The organism is Arcticibacter sp. MXS-1 (assembly GCF_041902385.1).
GTDB lineage: Bacteria > Bacteroidota > Bacteroidia > Sphingobacteriales > Sphingobacteriaceae > Arcticibacter.
On record NZ_CP169244.1, the window covers coordinates 980,563 to 996,319 of the forward strand.

The window sequence follows — 15,757 nt, forward strand, 5'->3', positions numbered from 1 at the left end:
TTATTTTACTTTAATCCGGGAGCCGTCATTCAGATAAGGACTACCCGAAATGATCAGATACCTGCAATTTTCCAATCCGCCGGTGATCAGCACTTTATCCCGCCTGATGTCTCCTATTCTCACCTCTTTCCGCTGCGCTGTTTTTCCGTCATTGCTCACAAAAACATAGCCCTTCCCGGCATCGCCGTCGAGCAGGGCATCATAAGGAATTGCCCATGTGCCCGCAGTTTTGCGACGGGGACGTATTTCCGCCCGGGCAAACATGCCTGAAGCGACAGCGGAGGGAGCGCTGCTACTTAACCTGAGCTGAATGATGAACGTCCCCGAAGAGGGATCTATTCCTTCTGACTTCTTATACACCTGTGCCGGTAGCTGCTGACCCGGCAATGCATCGCTCTGCACTGTCGCAGGATCACCCTTCCTGATAGAAGCCCACTGCTTGTCGCTTACACCTACCTTCACCAGCCAGTTACTGCTTCCGGCGCCATTTACCTGCAGTACAGGAGTACCCGGGCCAACCACCTGCCCTTCGTTGGCAAAGCGCTGGAGGACATATCCGCTTGCAGCAGCCCTGATTTCCGAGTAATTCTTGTTGAACGATGCAGCTTTCAGCTGCTGACGGGCCACATCCAGTGCTGTCCTCGCGTTCTGCATCTGTTCGAGCGTGGCCACGCTGTCTTTGTAGAGCCTGTAAGCTCGCTGGTAATCCCGCTCTGCTTTTTCCTTTGCCAGAACAGCCTGTTCTGCACCGGCATTCACCTCTGTCAGGTTAAGAGTGGCCAGGAGCTGTCCACGGGTTACAGGATCGCCCTCCTTCACCAGCATGCGGTTAATGACGCCTCCCGTCTTGAAAGAAAGAACAGTCTCGTCATCAGTAGTAAAAGCGCCCGACGCTTTAATAGTCGAGCCGCTGCTTCCCTGTTCCAGAGCCTGAAGCTTTACCGGTATAATATCGTCCTGAATAGAGTTGTTCCCTTCCTGCGTATTGCTGCAGGAAAGGCCCAGCATCGCGATTGCGGCAACGATGCCACTTAAAATGATTCTCTTACTCATATGTTCTATTTGCCAAGGTTGTACGATGCCATTTCACGCTCCACGTTAGCAGAAGCCGTCAGGACATTGTATTTACTGATTGTGAATGCAAGCCGGGCCGCAGTGAGCTGCCCCCGTGCGTCTACTGTTTCTATATATGTATTTGTCCCAGCTCTGAAGCCACGTTCGATCAGGCGCTGATACGTTTCCGCCGCCGCAAGCCGGGCCTTTGACGACAGGTATGTTTCCCATGCCGACTTTAGATTATTGACAGAAACACTGCTGCTCAGGGCAAGCTGCTGCTGCGCCTGAGCGAGGCTGAGCTGCGCATTCTTCAGATCCAGGTTCGCCTGCTTCACCTTGTTATGATTGCGGTTGCCGGCGAAAAGGGGCACCTCCATCTGCAGACCTGCCAGATAGTAGCGTGAGTCGCTGTTGTACTTCCATCCCTCCGCCTGACTCCCCAGATCGAGGAATCCACTCAGCTTCGGAATTGCGTAGCTCTTATTCATCTTCACAATCGTCTCATTTAACTTGACTGCCTGCTGCAACGCCTTCAGCTCCTCCCGCTCGGCGCCTGGTGCTCCGCCCGACAACTGCGCCATGGCGAGAGTCAGCGCTGCGTCAGCATCATAGGCAGTATCAATATCACTGCTTCCGTCCCGGTTTAGCAGAGAATTGAAATAGAGCTTTGCGTTCTCTGCCTGCTGCCTGGCTTGTGTAACCTGTGCCTGGGCAGCAGCAATTTCGCTGTTTGCCCGAATGATGTATGCCGGCAGCCCTTTTCCGTTCTCCACCAGCTTCTCATTCACCCGCTTTCCCTCGAGCGACAGGGTTAACGATGACTGATAGATGCCCACAGCCCTCAGTGCGTTGAGGTAATTAAAGTAGGCGGACTTGACGTTCCTCACCAGCTCACGCTGGTAAGTTTCCACCTCATACTCCTGCAACCTGACCTGCTGCTGGCTGATCTGCTTGTTGTAGATCAGGTCGGTGTTGAGGACAGGCACCGTCGTTCGCACTTTCGCGTCATAAAAATTCCTGGGCAGAAAGGTGATAGACTGATTCTCGAGCTGCGGAAAAGCCTGGGTCTGTGTGAGCTGATTGAGTGTGGCGTAGGCCCCGTTTAAAAGATCGCCCAAAGGCAGGGGAATCTGACGACCGCCATCTGCTGTTTGGTAGCTTAACTGAAAGCCCGCAGACGGCAGGAACAAGCTTCTGGCCGACTGAAGTGCCAGCATTGCTTTATCAAGCGAGACATCCTTTTGCTGCAGAACGAGGTTATTCTTAAACGCGTCTTTAACATATCCCTCAAGCGGATTTGACTGCTGTGTCTCCTGCGCCACTCCCGGCGCAGATGGAAACCAAAATAAAAAAATCGTACATGATATTAATACTGTTCTCATTATTTACACTGTTAACATTAGGCGCAAAATTTTTTAACTCATTCCCTCTAATACTTTTATGAAGTTCCCGAAAGCTGCATTCAGCGCATCTTCACCTGACTCAAAAAAATGGTGACTTTTAGCCATATGTCCCAGGTGACCGTGAACAGTGAGGCTGCACAGGCCGTGCATAGTACCCCACACGAGAAGGGAAAACGACTTAGTCTCCTGCCCCTTAAAGTAACCTATGCCCTGACATTGCTCAATTGTCTGCAGCAAAAAGTTAAACGTGGTGAACCCCTCCGGCCAGCCCTCTCCTTCCAGGTTATTACAATGTGCGTCCAGAAAATCCAATGGCTCGCGCATGATGAACATCAATTCATAGAAATCACGGTTTTCAAGCGCGAACTGGATGTACGCCTTGCCCATTGCTTTGAGCCGCTCGAAGGGGTGTTCTACGTTTGCCAGCACAGAGAATTTCTGTCCCATTAACTTGAAGCCCTCCTGATGCAGCGCATAAATGATATCGCTCTTATCTTTATAATAGAGATATATGGTAGTAGGACTGAATTCAATCTCCGCTGCTATTTTCCTGATAGAGGTAGCTTCATACCCGTAGCGGGTAAACAGCGCCTTCGCCTTATCCAGTATTAGCTGCTTCAAATCCTCCCGATGCCGTTCTTTTCTTTCCTTAATTCCCATAATAACACCGCAAATATAGTTAACACCGTTAATAATGCTAATATCCCAGAAAACTTTTTTTATTTTTACTATTCACCACGACAGAATGAGCTCATGCCACGTTCAGAAGGCCCGCCACGCTCCGGGCCAATGCGGAATGCTGATAGGTGAGGTACAGTTCGTTCGGATTTCAGGCCGGCAAGGCTTTTCCCTTAGCTTGTTTCAGGTTCGCTTATGATTCGTTTCAGATCACCCCCCCGCGGCATCAGTGGAGGGTGAGTCCGGGTTGACTGCGGCTCTATCTCAATAAAACCCGGACTAAACCCGCTAGCGACCCGCACTCAACCCGGACTCACCCATACGCAGGAGCGTATCAATAACGACTCAAATACGAAGTTATGTTAGCGCGTCCTTATCTCCGTTTCTTTTGTTCCGGATCTGCTCCAGGATGGAGTTCCCTTTGTAGCGATACATTTTACTAGGTTGCAAAACCGGTTCCTTGAGGGATAGCGAGGAGGCTTTATGCTCCAAATAGTTTGAAGGTACATGAAATGCACTAATAATGGCGGAAGGACTGAAGTTCTTGCTATTGATGATATAGTTTTTACCGCTGCCAACCGAGCGGTGGTAATGGAGAGAAGCGAGAGTAAGCACAAGGCTTCCAGCAGGCAGTACTTTATCACATTTAAGCACCTCTCCGCTGTTCCTGCCCCGCGTGACAGGCAGCAGATAGCACTCAATTAACTGAGAAAAGCCCATACGGAAATTGAAGGCGAAGATCACGATGTTTAAGGTGACATCAAGCTCACGGATTAATGACGTGTTTGGATAGTGGAAGATCTTGTCGCCATCGAACGAAGGCACCTCTACTTCAAACAAGTCGTCCGGCTCAAAATGCACCTGCGGAAAGCCAGGCAGAACGCGCGATAAAGGTGAGTTTACGTTAAACTCAAATCCCTCCAACACGCTAAGGTCGGCGTCATGAAGATCGCGCTGACCTGCGGCGAGAGTTGAAGAGCCCCGCAAGGCAGCGCGTATGGCGCCTGTCAACCGGCTGTCTAAACGACTGTCAGCCCCAAAGTATACACTTTGCATAAACCTTCTGACCTCCGCGCCAGCTGAGCTGGCCAGCCCGAACTCCTTTCCGCTCAGCTTAGTTTCTTCTGTTTGTTTTCTTCTTGCTTGTTTGCCCCCAGGAGGGCGTGTTTGTACAACTTGTTTTCCTTCAGATTCGCGAAATACCACATTACCAACCAGACCACTAACGAATCCTTTCTTATTGATAATTGCCATCGGTTTAGATTTTAACTGGTTAGGTAAAGATTGGAAGTTTTGAAGGTAAAAAACAATGATGCTAGTCACTAATTTTCGAAACAGCTTCTTTTTTCAGGCAATTACTGCTAAGCATGCTATAATGCTTTTATTACCTTTAGGGCATGGAAAATAAATTTGACCTGATCAGACGAGGCCGGGAGAACTTTATCCGGCTTATTGATGATCTCGACCTTGACACTTTAAATAAAGTTCCCACAGGATTTAACAACAACCTGGCATGGCATCTTGGCCACATCATCGCCAGCCAGCAGATCATCTGTTACAGCTTCTCCGGACAACAACCAAAGATAAAGGAGGAATACATCAATAAGTACAGAAAGGGTACCAGGCCTGAGGCGGACATAGACGAGGCAGAGCTAAACGAGCTGAAAGACCTGCTTTTCTCTACGCTTAGCGCCACAGAGAGCGACTTCGCAGCAGGTGTTTTTACGAACTATAAACCCGTTACACTCAGCTTTGGCAACACGCTTAACAGCATCGCCGATGCGCTAGCATTTGTTCCGGTACACGACAGCCTTCACCTGGGTTATGCGATGGCCCTCAGGCGCGCCGTGCTTGCCGATGTGCAGAACACAGCAGGCTAGACGAGCTTCTGATAGGTACGCCACCAGATGTCGGGCATTTCTCCCCCTACTGCAATCTGATAATCATCATACCGGCAGGGTACAAGATGAAAGCGTTCATTTCCGGAGTGACTTGTAGGATAGGGCACCTGCATCCACCAGCGGTCGGTCTTCTTGCTCTTCACGAACACCAGTTCGTGAGAGTTATCCTTCAGCGATGCCCTGTAAATGATGTATTGGGACTTAGGCTGCAGGGGGAAGTCTTTTTTCCGCTGATAATATCCTTCAATCAGATACCATAACATCTGGGCGATGAGCATAGCCGTCTGACCGTTGCGGTCGTATGCAGGATTGAATTCATAGATGCCGAAGGAAGTCAGTTTATCGCTCATTCCTGCGTAACGACACAGCTGACAGGCCTCTTCACCATAGAACCCGTTAGGGGTGGCATTAGCATTTCCGCAGGCATCAGACGAGCGAATGGCGGAAACATCGAAGCTGAGCATGCTCGCATTTCTGACAATAGGCTCTGAAACGGCTATCTTTCCGTAAAAGTCGCCCAGGCGGTTTACGTCAAACAAAAGCTTCTCCATCACCCGCAAGCTGTCGTGACTGACGAAATACGTCTGATATCCGATATTGCTGAAATTAAACAAGTAGTTGGGCTCGTGCAGGAAGATCTTATTGAGGTAGGAGGTTGAGGTCGTTTCTACGGAGCTGATGTCGGTACTTTCGTCGAGGTCAAACCTCGGATCTACCACCACCAGATCAACCTTCTGCTCGAGCTCTTCATATGCCATGTATTGCGCATAGGTGAGATCATGTCCCCCTCCGATAATGATCGGAAATATTTCCTGTTTTACCAGTTCGGCAACTACAGTTTTGACGGCGACGTAAGTGTCGGCAACCGTATGGCCAGCCCTAATATTGCCAAGGTCGGCGATACGCACATTTCCGTTGCTCTGGTACAGGCTATAAAGTTTCCCTCTGACATAATCAGGCCCAAGAGCACAACCCTCGTTGTTCACGGCGTTCCGGTCGTCAGATACGCCCATCAGGACGATGTCGACCGTTTCTTTACTGACTTCCGGAAATTCGCTGGTGAAAATTTGCACCTGACCTCCAAGCTGCCCGGGCATAAACCCTGACTCTGCACAAAACTTCCTGCTATCTACAGGTGAGAAAAAATCGGATAACGACATAATCGCTTCAAATATCCATTTATTCAATTACTTTTGAAAGATTTTCAAATATTAGCCTGATGATATTAGTTACTGGCGCTACTGGTTTTCTAGGTTCCGAATTAGTAAAACAGCTGCATACACAGGGAAAGAGAATCAGAGCGGTAAAGCGGGAAAGCTCGCAGATCCCGGCTCCCCTGGCCGGGCTATCTGGAATAGAATGGGTAAATGCCGACCTTCTTGACTACTTTTCTTTAGAAAGCGCATTTGACGATGTCGATCAGGTGTATCACTGTGCCGCTGTCGTTTCATTTCAGCCATCTGACCGCCGCTCCCTGCTGCGCACAAACGGCGAGGGTACTGCTCACGTAGTGAATATCTGTCTTGACAGAGGGGTCGGAAGGCTTCTGCATGTCAGTTCAATTGCGGCGCTTGGCGAATCCAAGAAAGGAGAGCCGATCACAGAAAAACATTTCTGGCAACTCAATGCCAGGCACAATGGGTATGCTACATCCAAGTATGAAGCCGAAATGCACGTCTGGCGCGGTATTGCTGAAGGGTTAAACGCGGTGATCGTCAACCCCTCAGTGATCATTGGCAGGGATGCCGGCAGCAAGGGAAGTGGAAAAATCTTCGAAACGGTGCGCAAGGGGCTTCGTTTTTACACGAATGGGATCTGCGGGATGGTGGATGTAGAGGATGTTGCCAGGGCGATGATCCTTTTAATGGAGTCAGGCATCCAGGAAGAACGGTTTATTTTAAACGCTGAGAACATCAGTTATAAAGAGGTTTTCGAAACCACTGCAAAATGTTCAGGTGTCCGCGCTCCCTCCATCAAAGCGGGGGCATTTTTAATGGGCATCGCCTGGCGTGCAGCAGGACTGCTTTCTCTGGTCACCGGGAAAACGTTCGGATTAACAAAAGACACAGCCAGAAGTGCGTTGAAAACGTCCACGTATTCGTCAGACAAATTTCTGAAGACATTTCCTGAATTCAGCTTTAAGCCGGTCAGGCAAAGCATCAGCGAAATCTGCGCGATGCCATCTAACGTTCAATAATACTCCCCCCGATTAATGAAAAACTACTATATAATAGACTTTGACAGCACATTCACACAGGTTGAAGCATTAGACGAGCTTGTGAGAATATCATTAAAGAAACATCCCGAAAGGGAGGCCATCTATAAGAAAATTGAAGACCTTACCAATGCCGCCATGGAAGGCAGGCTTTCCTTCCGCGAAAGTCTTTCAGGGCGGGTCCAGCTGCTGCACGCCAATCAGGACCATCTGAAGCAGCTGGTGAGCCGGCTAAAGAAAAAAGTGTCGGCCTCATTCCTCCGCAATCGCGATTTTTTCAAGAAACATGCAGATGAAGTGCTGATCGTCTCAGGAGGGTTCAAGGAATTTATTACGCCGGTAGTCCTTCCTTATCATATTAAGAAGGAAAATATATATGCCAATACCTTCACGTTTGACGAAGAGGGAAACATCACAGGATACGACGAGAGCAATCCCCTCTCGGAGGAGGGGGCAAGGTAAAACTCCTCAGGCAGCTTCAGCTGCAGGGCAATATCTTCGGTATCGGCGACGGACACTCCGACTTCCAGCTGAAGGAGTCAGGATTGATCCAGAAGTTCTATGCCTTCACCGAGAACATCGCCCGCAAGAGCATCCTTGAAAAGGCAGATCATGTAACCCCCAGCTTCGACGAGTTCCTTTATGTCAATAACCTGCCGAGGGCAATCTCCTACCCAAAGAACAGGATCTTGTGTCTGGTGGTCGGTGATGTTCCTGAAGAGGCGATACAGGTATTGAAAAAAGATGGCTTTTCAATCCGGCATAAGTCGACGATCGAGGACAAGTACATTGCCGATGTCGGCATGCTGCTGCTGGGAGACGGTGAGAAAGTGGAAGACGCTCAGCTGGAGCGTGCAGTGAAGCTGAAAACGATCGGCTACCTGGGAAACAGCCGTAATAAAATATCCCTTGATTTAGCGACAGAGATGGGCATTGTGGTATTTGATGATCCGAAGCAGAATCCGCGGAATGCGCAGTTTATTCCTAAACGGATGGCTACCTTCATTAATAAGGGTGATACCTACCTCAGCGCAAATTTTCCAAGCCTGCAGCTGCCCAAAATGGATAATGTACACCGGCTCATCCACATACACAAGAATGTTCCGGGCATTATGGCCCAGATCAACCGGGTATACGCGAACAACAACATCAATATCATCGGGCAGTTCCTAATGACAAACAGCCAGATCGGCTATGCCATCACGGACGTAACGGCGCAGTATGACCCGCAGGTACTGAAGGCATTAAAAGAGATTGAACAAACGATCAAGTTCAGGATCCTCTATTAGCAGCAGCGGTCTCTGGTTTTAACATGGCTGCCAGAGACCGCGGCTTTCCATATTTCTCCCTTTTTACATTTTCCACTGCATCAGCGCCTTCCCTATGCTGGCTGTCTGCTTCCTTCCATTGCTTCCGCGCGGGCTAAAGAAATCATAAAAGCTGCCATTACTGCTCAAAAAATTGTTAATTTGCATTATTGTTCGATCATAATTATTGATGCTGTGACAGATACACTTGATATAAAAATCACTAAAACCAGCAAGTCGAGACTAGAAGAAACCGACTTTAGTCACTTGCCATTCGGAAAAGTTTTTTCCGACCATATGTTTGTTGCCGACTACGAAGACGGCGAGTGGAAAAACTTGCAGATCGTGCCCTACGACGAGTTATCATTTAGTCCTGCTATGTCCGTACTTCATTACGGACAGGCTTTTTTTGAAGGGCTGAAAGCGTACAAGCATGCAGATGGAAAAGCCACGCTTTTCCGTCCATACAAGAACGCAGAGCGCTTCAACAAGTCGGCAGAGCGCCTTTGTGCGCCTGAGCTGCCAGAGGATATTTTTGTACAGAGCATTGCTGCTCTTGTGAACCTTGATAAAGACTGGATTCCAACGGCAGAGCATCACTCTCTTTACATCAGACCTTTTATGTTCTCCACTGACCCTTACCTGGGTGTACAACCGTCAAAGACTTATAAATACGTGGTGCTGACGGGGCCAGTAGGAGCATATTTTCCAAAACCGCTGAAAGTGAAGTTTGAAACCTATTACACGCGTGCAGCAGAAGGAGGTTTCGGATTTGCGAAAGCCGCAGGTAATTATGCAGGCTCCCTTCTTCCGGCTCAGGAAGCTATGAAAGAAGGATTTGACCAGCTGATCTGGACCGACGCAAAAGAACATGCCTACGTGGAAGAATTAGGTGCAGCGAACGTGATGTTTGTGATCAATGGAAAACTTATTACGCCTTCTACTCGCGACAGCATTTTGAAAGGTGTGACGCGCGACAGCGTGCTTACACTTGCACGCCACTGGGGTATGGAGGTAGAGGAACGCAGGATATCTGTAGCCGAAGTTGGCGAAGCTTTGAAGAGCGGAACCCTTTCCGAAGCTTTTGGTGTGGGAACTGCCGCTACCATTGCGCCAATTGCAAGTATTGGCTTTGAAGGCGAGCTCTATCACCTTCCGAATGTAACTAAGGCAGAATTTTCGAACCGTGCTCTGCAGGCTTTAAATGACATCAGGTATGGATTTGGCCCTGACGAATTTGGCTGGAACTATACCATCTAAGCTTCTGAAGAGCAGGCTAACAGCCGGCATTGAATAGTAATTTTTCACAGCAGCAGCGCCTTTGGCCTGCTGCTTTTTTTGCCCCGGCCCGTGGTGGTCAATAAAAAACTCTGCCAACCTGTCATTTATATAAAATGTTCTTACTTTTGCATTTCTAAAGAAGAAACAGGTATGTACAATATACAGAGCGGTGAAAAGGAACTGGATGAGGCAAGGCAGGGAGAGGCTTTAATGCTTGATAACGAGGGTGCTGATAACGGCAGGAAGCTCTATATAGAGAGTTATGGCTGTGCGATGAATTTCTCTGACAGTGAAATCGTTGCCTCTATCATGAGTAATATGGGCTTCCAGACCACCACTGATTACAAGGAAGCTGATGTGATCTTTATCAATACCTGCTCCATCCGAGAGAATGCCGAACAGCGGGTACGAAACAGGCTCCGGGAGTTTGGCATCGCCAAGGTAAAGAACCCCGGAATGGTTGTGGGTGTACTGGGCTGCATGGCAGAGAGGCTGAAGGCAAAGTTCCTGGAGGAAGAAAAACTGGTAGACGTAGTGGTTGGACCGGATGCTTACCGTGATCTTCCAAACCTCATTGGCCAGGTTGATGAAGGGAACCGGGCTGTCAACGTCCTTCTGTCGCGCGAGGAGACCTATGCCGACATCAACCCTGTCAGGCTCAACTCTAACGGAATTACAGCCTTCATTTCCATCATGAGAGGCTGCGACAATATGTGCTCTTTTTGCGTTGTCCCCTTTACGAGAGGACGTGAGAGGAGCCGTGATGCCCACTCCATTGTAAAGGAAGCGATGGAATTATTCGAACAAGGATACCGGGAGGTCACCCTGCTGGGGCAGAATGTTGATTCATATAAATGGACGTCCGCCGACGGGTCAGAAAAGGTAAACTTTGCCGGGCTTCTGGAGCTTGTTGCGCTCATTAGTCCGGATCTGCGCGTTCGGTTCTCCACATCCCACCCTAAAGATATAACTGACGAGGTGCTGTACACGATGGCTCGTCATGAAAATATCTGCAAGTACATACACCTCCCTGTACAATCAGGAAACTCGAGGGTACTGGAACTGATGAACCGGACCTACGACCGCGAGTGGTACATGGGACGTGTTGACAGTATTCGCCGGATCATTCCCGGGTGTGCGATCTCCACCGACGTGATAGCGGGATTTTGTACGGAAACGGAAGAGGAGCATCAGGACACCCTGTCGATGATGGACTACGTGAAATACGATTATGCTTACATGTTTATGTACTCGGAAAGACCTGGCACACTGGCGGCAAAGAGATATACAGATGATATTCCGGAGGATGTTAAGAAACGTCGCCTCAACGAGATCGTAGCAAAACAGCAGCAATACTCGCATGAACGCCTGCAGCAGCAGGTTGGGAAAGTGCAGAAAGTCCTGATTGAAGGATTTTCAAGAAAGTCGGAGCTTGACTACTGCGGAAGGAATGACCTGAACGCAATGGTGGTATTTCCGGCCAGTGAGAGATACAAACCGGGACAGTACGTCAATGTGCATATAGATCGCTGTACGACAGCAACTCTCCTCGGAACGGTTGTGGACTAAAGAAAGCCGGTCTCAAACAAGTCTGATTTACGAGGAAGCGTTCATTGAATTTTAAAGGGGCAGATCAGGAGCCAGATTTAGCATTGCCGCCTGATACTTGTTGCCAGGCGTTGGGAATCAAAAACATGACACCTGCTACCTGGAAGGTATATCAGGCGTTTGTTACTCAGCATTTGAAATGAAAGGCATGAGAGATAATGCAGTTTCTGATACCTTGTACTCACTACTTACAACTTACTACTTACTACTTTATTGACCCTACAATAAATGGATATTCAGGATATAAAGAACCGGTTTGGAATAATAGGCAATTCACCGCTCCTTAACAGGGCGATTGATATAGCACGCCAGGTTGCGCCAACCGACATATCAGTGCTGATTACTGGTGAAAGCGGAAGCGGGAAGGAAGTTTTCTCTCACATCATTCACCAGCTCAGCAGCAGGAAACATGGTCCGTTCATTGCCGTAAACTGCGGCGCCATTCCTGAAGGGACGATTGATTCGGAGCTTTTCGGACACGAGAAAGGTTCATTTACCGGAGCACATGAAGCCCGTAAAGGCTACTTCGAGGTAGTGAACGGCGGTACCATTTTTCTCGATGAGGTGGCCGAACTTCCGCTTGGCACCCAGGCGCGCCTTCTGCGTGTACTGGAGACAGGCGAATACCTTCGGGTTGGTTCTTCAAAAGTTCAGAAAACGGATGTACGGGTGGTGGCAGCCACAAATGTGGATGTCTATGATGCCGTGCAGAACGGAAAGTTCAGGGAGGACCTCTACTACCGCCTTAACACCGTGCCTCTTAAAATACCGCCTTTGCGGGAGCGCAAAGAAGATATCTATCTGTTATTCCGCAAATTCATTGCCGACTTTAGCGCAAAATACCGCAGCCCTTCTGTTCAGCTTGACGCCGAGGCTCAGCAGTTGCTGATGAACTATAGCTGGCCGGGCAATGTCCGTCAGCTGAAAAACGTGGCCGAGCAGGTGGCAGTACTGGAGCAGGAGCGCATGCTAACTGCGCAGCGCCTGCTGACTTATATTCCCCAGGAGCAGGGAAGTAACCTTCCGATGCGCATCAAGCAGGACAACAAGGAGGATTTTTCCGAGCGGGATATCCTTTACAAGGTGCTCTTCGATATGAAAAGGGATATGGTGGAACTGAAGAAACTGGTAGCTGAAATAATCAGGGAAGGAGGCAATCCTGCTGTATTGCGCGATAATCCGCAGCTGCTGAATCAGCTTTATCACGATGCAGAGTTCCCATCTGCTCCTGCTAACGCCGCGCCCCTTGTGCTCCATCATCCCGATAACGATGTTAAGCACGACTACAACTTCATTCCGCATACGGAGGAAATAGAGGAATCTCTTTCCCTGGTGGAAAAGGAGTCGGACCTGATTAAAAAGGCGCTGAAGAAACATAAAGGAAAACGGAAGCTTGCAGCACAGGAACTTGGAATCTCCGAGCGTACTTTATACCGGAAAATTAAAGAGTTAAATCTGAACTAAATCAATGAAGACTATTTCGGCGAAAGCCCTCTGGCTGATCTTACCATTGCTGCTTCTCACTCAATCATGCGGCATCTATAGTTTCTCGGGAGCCTCAATTCCGGCCAACATGAAGACGGTAACTGTTCAGTTTTTTGAAAACAATGCGCCTCTGGTTGTTCCCAACCTGAGTCAGCAGTTCACGGAAGCTCTTAAGGAGCGGATCAGAAATCAATCGAGACTAAGCGTGGTAAGGGAAAACGGCGATGGAGTTTTTGAGGGACGCATTACGGACTATAGCATCAAGTCGGCCGCTGTAACAGGAAACGAGCGGGCAGAAGCCACGAGGCTTACCATCACAGTTAGTGTAAAATTCACCAATACCCTGAATAACGAATTAAGTTTCGAGCAGGCCTTCAGCAGGTACCGGGAAATAAGGGGAAGTAATATTCAGTCGCAAGAACAGCAGTTAATTCGCGAGATCAATAACGACCTGACTGAAGACATCTTTAACAGAGCATTTGCCAACTGGTAAGCCGGCCGGTTTGAGAATTAATTAATTACATTGTATAAAATCAGAAAGTGGGAGAATTAAAAGTTACAGGAAACGGGGAATTTTTTAAATTTCTTCTGCCGCAGGAGAACCTGAATGACGCGGATATCACGGCTTTGAAATATCTCGTCCTGAAGTTTCCCTATTGTCAGCCCCTGCATTTTGCTTACCTGTCTGCACTGAAACACCGGTCGGAGGCTGAGTTTGAAGCCTATCTGCCCAAAGCAACCGCCTATACACCAAAAAGGGAGGTACTTCACCGCTTTATCAATTCCCCGGGAACATTCTTTTCGCACGAATTTAAGGCTGACGATTTTCAGGAAGAGGAAGTTGAAGCTCAGCAAAGCCTTGTGACAGAGCCGCCTGCTGCTCCAGAACCTGCTCCGGCCGCAGAAGCGCCGGATGAAGTAATGGAGCCCTCGGTCATCGAGACGGTGATTCCTGAGCTGGAAGAACCATCTCTGGAAGAACCATGTCTGGAAGAACCTTCACCGATTGCAGAAGGGGCTGCCCCTGAGGCAATTGAAAACGCAGAGCCCGTAGAAACGGTAATTCCGGAAGTGGAACATCTGCTTGAAGAGGTCAATGATATAAACAATCGGGAAGCGGAAACAGTAACGGCAGAAGAGCTGACGGCAGACGAAGACGAACAGGAAACGGACTCCGTCTCTGTCGACAGTATTGCCGCCTCAGACTACTTTATCTTCAACAGGTCTGACATTGACCCTCTGAAAGACGAAGAGATTGCAACTCCTCCGGCACGCGTTCTGCAACCTGTGGCACCTCCCTCAGACCTGACCCGGTATGACGATGATACCATGCCGTATACATTCCTCTGGTGGCTGCATAAGACCCGGAAAGAATACGCGGAGACTTATCAGCCCTTTGTACGCAATCCGCATTATGTCAAGCAAACGCCGGCGGGAGAGCTGAACCAGCAGATCATAGAGAACATCTTTCATATACAGCCCGAACTCAACACGTTTCAGGCCGCTGCTGTTGCCTCAACAATTGAGTTTGAACTCAAGAGGAAGGAAGATGAGATCATCGAGAAGTTTATCAAAGAAGAACCTCAGATAAAACCGCCCCAGGCAAGTAAACTGGACACGGAGAATAAGGCGCGGAAGAGCTCGGAAGACAACTTTGAACTCGTTTCGGAGACGCTTGCCAAGATTTATACAGATCAGATGCTCTATCATAAAGCCATCGAGATTTACAAAAAATTAAGTTTGAAATTCCCGGATAAAAAGCTTTACTTTGCGGGTCAAATTGAAGAACTAGAAAAGAGAATCAGTTAATTACAAGATATATGTTTTACTTACTAATCGGCCTGGGTATCATCGTGTGCGTTTTATTGGCATTCTTAATATTGATCCAGGAACCTAAAGGCGGAGGTCTCACTTCAGGATTCGCGGGATCTAATAATATCATGGGCGTGCAGAGAACAGGTGACTTCCTTGAAAAAGGCACATGGGTCCTGATTATAAGCCTGATGGTAATTGTCCTGCTTATCAATGTGGTCATTCCAAAAGGAGGCGAAAGAAATTCAGAAGCCGAAGAAATCCAGAAACAGATAAACAAGTCAGTACCGGCAGCTCCAATGCAGGCTCCTTCTACCCTGCCAGGACTGAAAGATACTACGAAGAAATAATGCAGACTCTGCTCTGCTGCGATAAAAAGCTGCCTTCGGGCGGCTTTTTTTGTTTGTAACGGGAGGGTTTCAGCTTTCTGCCAGGCACTGTCAGCTTGACACGGCAAGATTAAGTTAAAGTAAAATGCGACCATCAGTTAATGAAATTTTGACAAATGAAACAAGCAAAAGTGCCATAGAAATGCTTTGGCACAAAATCTGACGCTTAGCGAAACAAACTAATATTCATAATCACTATGGCATTAAGTATCAAACCTATCGCAGATAGAGTAGTAGTTGAAGCTGCTCCTGCAGAAGAGAAGACAGCATCAGGTATCTATATCCCTGACACAGCTAAAGAAAAACCTCAGAGAGGAACTGTAGTTGCCGTTGGAGATGGCAAAAAAGATGAGCCTTTAACTGTTAAAGTAGGTGACGAGGTTTTATATGGCAAATATGCCGGTACGGAGATTACCTACGAAGGTAAAGAGTATTTAATCATGCGTGAATCTGATATCTACGCAGTATTGTAAGAAAGGATAGGAGATTTGAGGAATGAGACAATAGAACTGGCTCTCATGCCCCGGATCGAATATTAAAAGACAAAGTATTAAAAGACGAGGTTTAGATAGAATAGTTATAGAAAAAACTAAAATCTGATATCTAACATCTCACATCTAAA

Annotated in this window: 14 protein-coding genes and 1 pseudogene; 10 read left to right on the forward strand and 5 right to left on the reverse strand. The window is 48.2% G+C overall.

Annotated elements, in window-relative coordinates; all coding sequences use genetic code 11:
- The 4 genes from ACES2C_RS04055 to ACES2C_RS04070 all read right to left on the reverse strand — a co-directional run bounded on the left by ACES2C_RS04055 (position 1) and on the right by ACES2C_RS04070 (position 4,391).
- Positions 1-1,053 (reverse strand): efflux RND transporter periplasmic adaptor subunit, encoded by a 1,053-nt coding sequence (locus ACES2C_RS04055; protein ID WP_374165727.1) that lies wholly within the window; start codon positions 1,051-1,053, stop codon positions 1-3.
- Positions 1,054-1,058: 5 nt separating this feature from the next.
- On the reverse strand, positions 1,059-2,438 hold the full coding sequence (locus ACES2C_RS04060; protein ID WP_374165728.1) for a TolC family protein: 1,380 nt from the start codon (positions 2,436-2,438) through the stop codon (positions 1,059-1,061).
- 33 nt (positions 2,439-2,471) lie between these two features.
- The gene (locus ACES2C_RS04065) at positions 2,472-3,119 is read right to left on the reverse strand and encodes a TetR/AcrR family transcriptional regulator (protein ID WP_374165729.1); all 648 of its coding nucleotides are present in this window, start codon (positions 3,117-3,119) and stop codon (positions 2,472-2,474) included.
- 375 nt (positions 3,120-3,494) lie between these two features.
- Entirely contained in the window at positions 3,495-4,391 is an 897-nt protein-coding gene (locus ACES2C_RS04070) for a hypothetical protein (RefSeq protein WP_374165730.1), read from the reverse strand.
- Between the two features lie 143 nt (positions 4,392-4,534).
- On the opposite strand from ACES2C_RS04070, the gene ACES2C_RS04075 reads away from it, so the two are divergent.
- On the forward strand, positions 4,535-5,017 hold the full coding sequence (locus tag ACES2C_RS04075) for a DinB family protein (protein WP_374165731.1): 483 nt from the start codon (positions 4,535-4,537) through the stop codon (positions 5,015-5,017).
- On the opposite strand, the gene ACES2C_RS04080 is transcribed toward ACES2C_RS04075, so the two are convergent.
- Entirely contained in the window at positions 5,014-6,198 is a 1,185-nt protein-coding gene (locus ACES2C_RS04080) for a formimidoylglutamase (protein ID WP_374165732.1), read from the reverse strand. The genes ACES2C_RS04075 and ACES2C_RS04080 overlap by 4 nt on opposite strands.
- Before the next feature lie 59 nt (positions 6,199-6,257).
- Between ACES2C_RS04080 and ACES2C_RS04085 the strand changes: the two genes are divergently transcribed.
- The 9 genes and pseudogenes from ACES2C_RS04085 (at position 6,258) to groES (ending at position 15,608) form a co-directional block, all read left to right on the forward strand.
- A complete protein-coding gene (locus ACES2C_RS04085; protein ID WP_374165733.1) occupies positions 6,258-7,235 on the forward strand; it encodes an NAD-dependent epimerase/dehydratase family protein in 978 nt (325 codons plus the stop codon).
- A 15-nt stretch (positions 7,236-7,250) separates the two neighbouring features.
- Positions 7,251-8,542: pseudogene (locus ACES2C_RS04090) on the forward strand (HAD-IB family phosphatase).
- A gap of 213 nt (positions 8,543-8,755) precedes the next feature.
- Complete coding sequence (locus tag ACES2C_RS04095) at positions 8,756-9,820, forward strand: branched-chain amino acid aminotransferase (RefSeq protein ID WP_374165734.1); 1,065 nt, start codon at positions 8,756-8,758, stop codon at positions 9,818-9,820.
- A 171-nt stretch (positions 9,821-9,991) separates the two neighbouring features.
- Positions 9,992-11,410, forward strand: a complete 1,419-nt coding sequence (miaB, locus tag ACES2C_RS04100; protein WP_374165735.1) for a tRNA (N6-isopentenyl adenosine(37)-C2)-methylthiotransferase MiaB — start codon at positions 9,992-9,994, stop codon at positions 11,408-11,410.
- A 267-nt stretch (positions 11,411-11,677) separates the two neighbouring features.
- A complete protein-coding gene (locus ACES2C_RS04105; protein WP_374165736.1) occupies positions 11,678-12,913 on the forward strand; it encodes a sigma-54 interaction domain-containing protein in 1,236 nt (411 codons plus the stop codon).
- Between the two features lie 4 nt (positions 12,914-12,917).
- Positions 12,918-13,427 carry an LptE family protein gene (locus ACES2C_RS04110; RefSeq protein ID WP_374165737.1) on the forward strand — a complete coding sequence of 170 codons (510 nt, stop codon included), beginning with the start codon at positions 12,918-12,920 and terminating at the stop codon, positions 13,425-13,427.
- A gap of 47 nt (positions 13,428-13,474) precedes the next feature.
- Entirely contained in the window at positions 13,475-14,743 is a 1,269-nt protein-coding gene (locus ACES2C_RS04115) for a hypothetical protein (RefSeq protein WP_374165738.1), read from the forward strand.
- 11 nt (positions 14,744-14,754) lie between these two features.
- Entirely contained in the window at positions 14,755-15,096 is a 342-nt protein-coding gene (gene secG, locus ACES2C_RS04120) for a preprotein translocase subunit SecG (RefSeq protein WP_374165739.1), read from the forward strand.
- Between the two features lie 236 nt (positions 15,097-15,332).
- Entirely contained in the window at positions 15,333-15,608 is a 276-nt protein-coding gene (gene groES, locus ACES2C_RS04125; protein ID WP_374165740.1) for a co-chaperone GroES, read from the forward strand.
- The last annotated feature ends 149 nt before the right edge of the window (positions 15,609-15,757 follow it).

What these genes read in the sequence shown, in the direction of transcription:
- ACES2C_RS04055 (WP_374165727.1), bottom strand. Translation starts at nt 1,053, where the DNA reads ATGAGTAAGAGAATCATTTTAAGTGGCATCGTTGCCGCAATCGCGATG.
- ACES2C_RS04060 (WP_374165728.1), bottom strand. Translation starts at nt 2,438, where the DNA reads ATGAGAACAGTATTAATATCATGTACGATTTTTTTATTTTGGTTTCCA.
- ACES2C_RS04065 (WP_374165729.1), bottom strand. Translation starts at nt 3,119, where the DNA reads ATGGGAATTAAGGAAAGAAAAGAACGGCATCGGGAGGATTTGAAGCAG.
- ACES2C_RS04070 (WP_374165730.1), bottom strand. Translation starts at nt 4,391, where the DNA reads ATGGCAATTATCAATAAGAAAGGATTCGTTAGTGGTCTGGTTGGTAAT.
- ACES2C_RS04075 (WP_374165731.1), top strand. Translation starts at nt 4,535, where the DNA reads ATGGAAAATAAATTTGACCTGATCAGACGAGGCCGGGAGAACTTTATC.
- ACES2C_RS04080 (WP_374165732.1), bottom strand. Translation starts at nt 6,198, where the DNA reads ATGTCGTTATCCGATTTTTTCTCACCTGTAGATAGCAGGAAGTTTTGT.
- ACES2C_RS04085 (WP_374165733.1), top strand. Translation starts at nt 6,258, where the DNA reads ATGATATTAGTTACTGGCGCTACTGGTTTTCTAGGTTCCGAATTAGTA.
- miaB (WP_374165735.1), top strand. Translation starts at nt 9,992, where the DNA reads ATGTACAATATACAGAGCGGTGAAAAGGAACTGGATGAGGCAAGGCAG.
- ACES2C_RS04105 (WP_374165736.1), top strand. Translation starts at nt 11,678, where the DNA reads ATGGATATTCAGGATATAAAGAACCGGTTTGGAATAATAGGCAATTCA.
- ACES2C_RS04110 (WP_374165737.1), top strand. Translation starts at nt 12,918, where the DNA reads ATGAAGACTATTTCGGCGAAAGCCCTCTGGCTGATCTTACCATTGCTG.
- secG (WP_374165739.1), top strand. Translation starts at nt 14,755, where the DNA reads ATGTTTTACTTACTAATCGGCCTGGGTATCATCGTGTGCGTTTTATTG.
- groES (WP_374165740.1), top strand. Translation starts at nt 15,333, where the DNA reads ATGGCATTAAGTATCAAACCTATCGCAGATAGAGTAGTAGTTGAAGCT.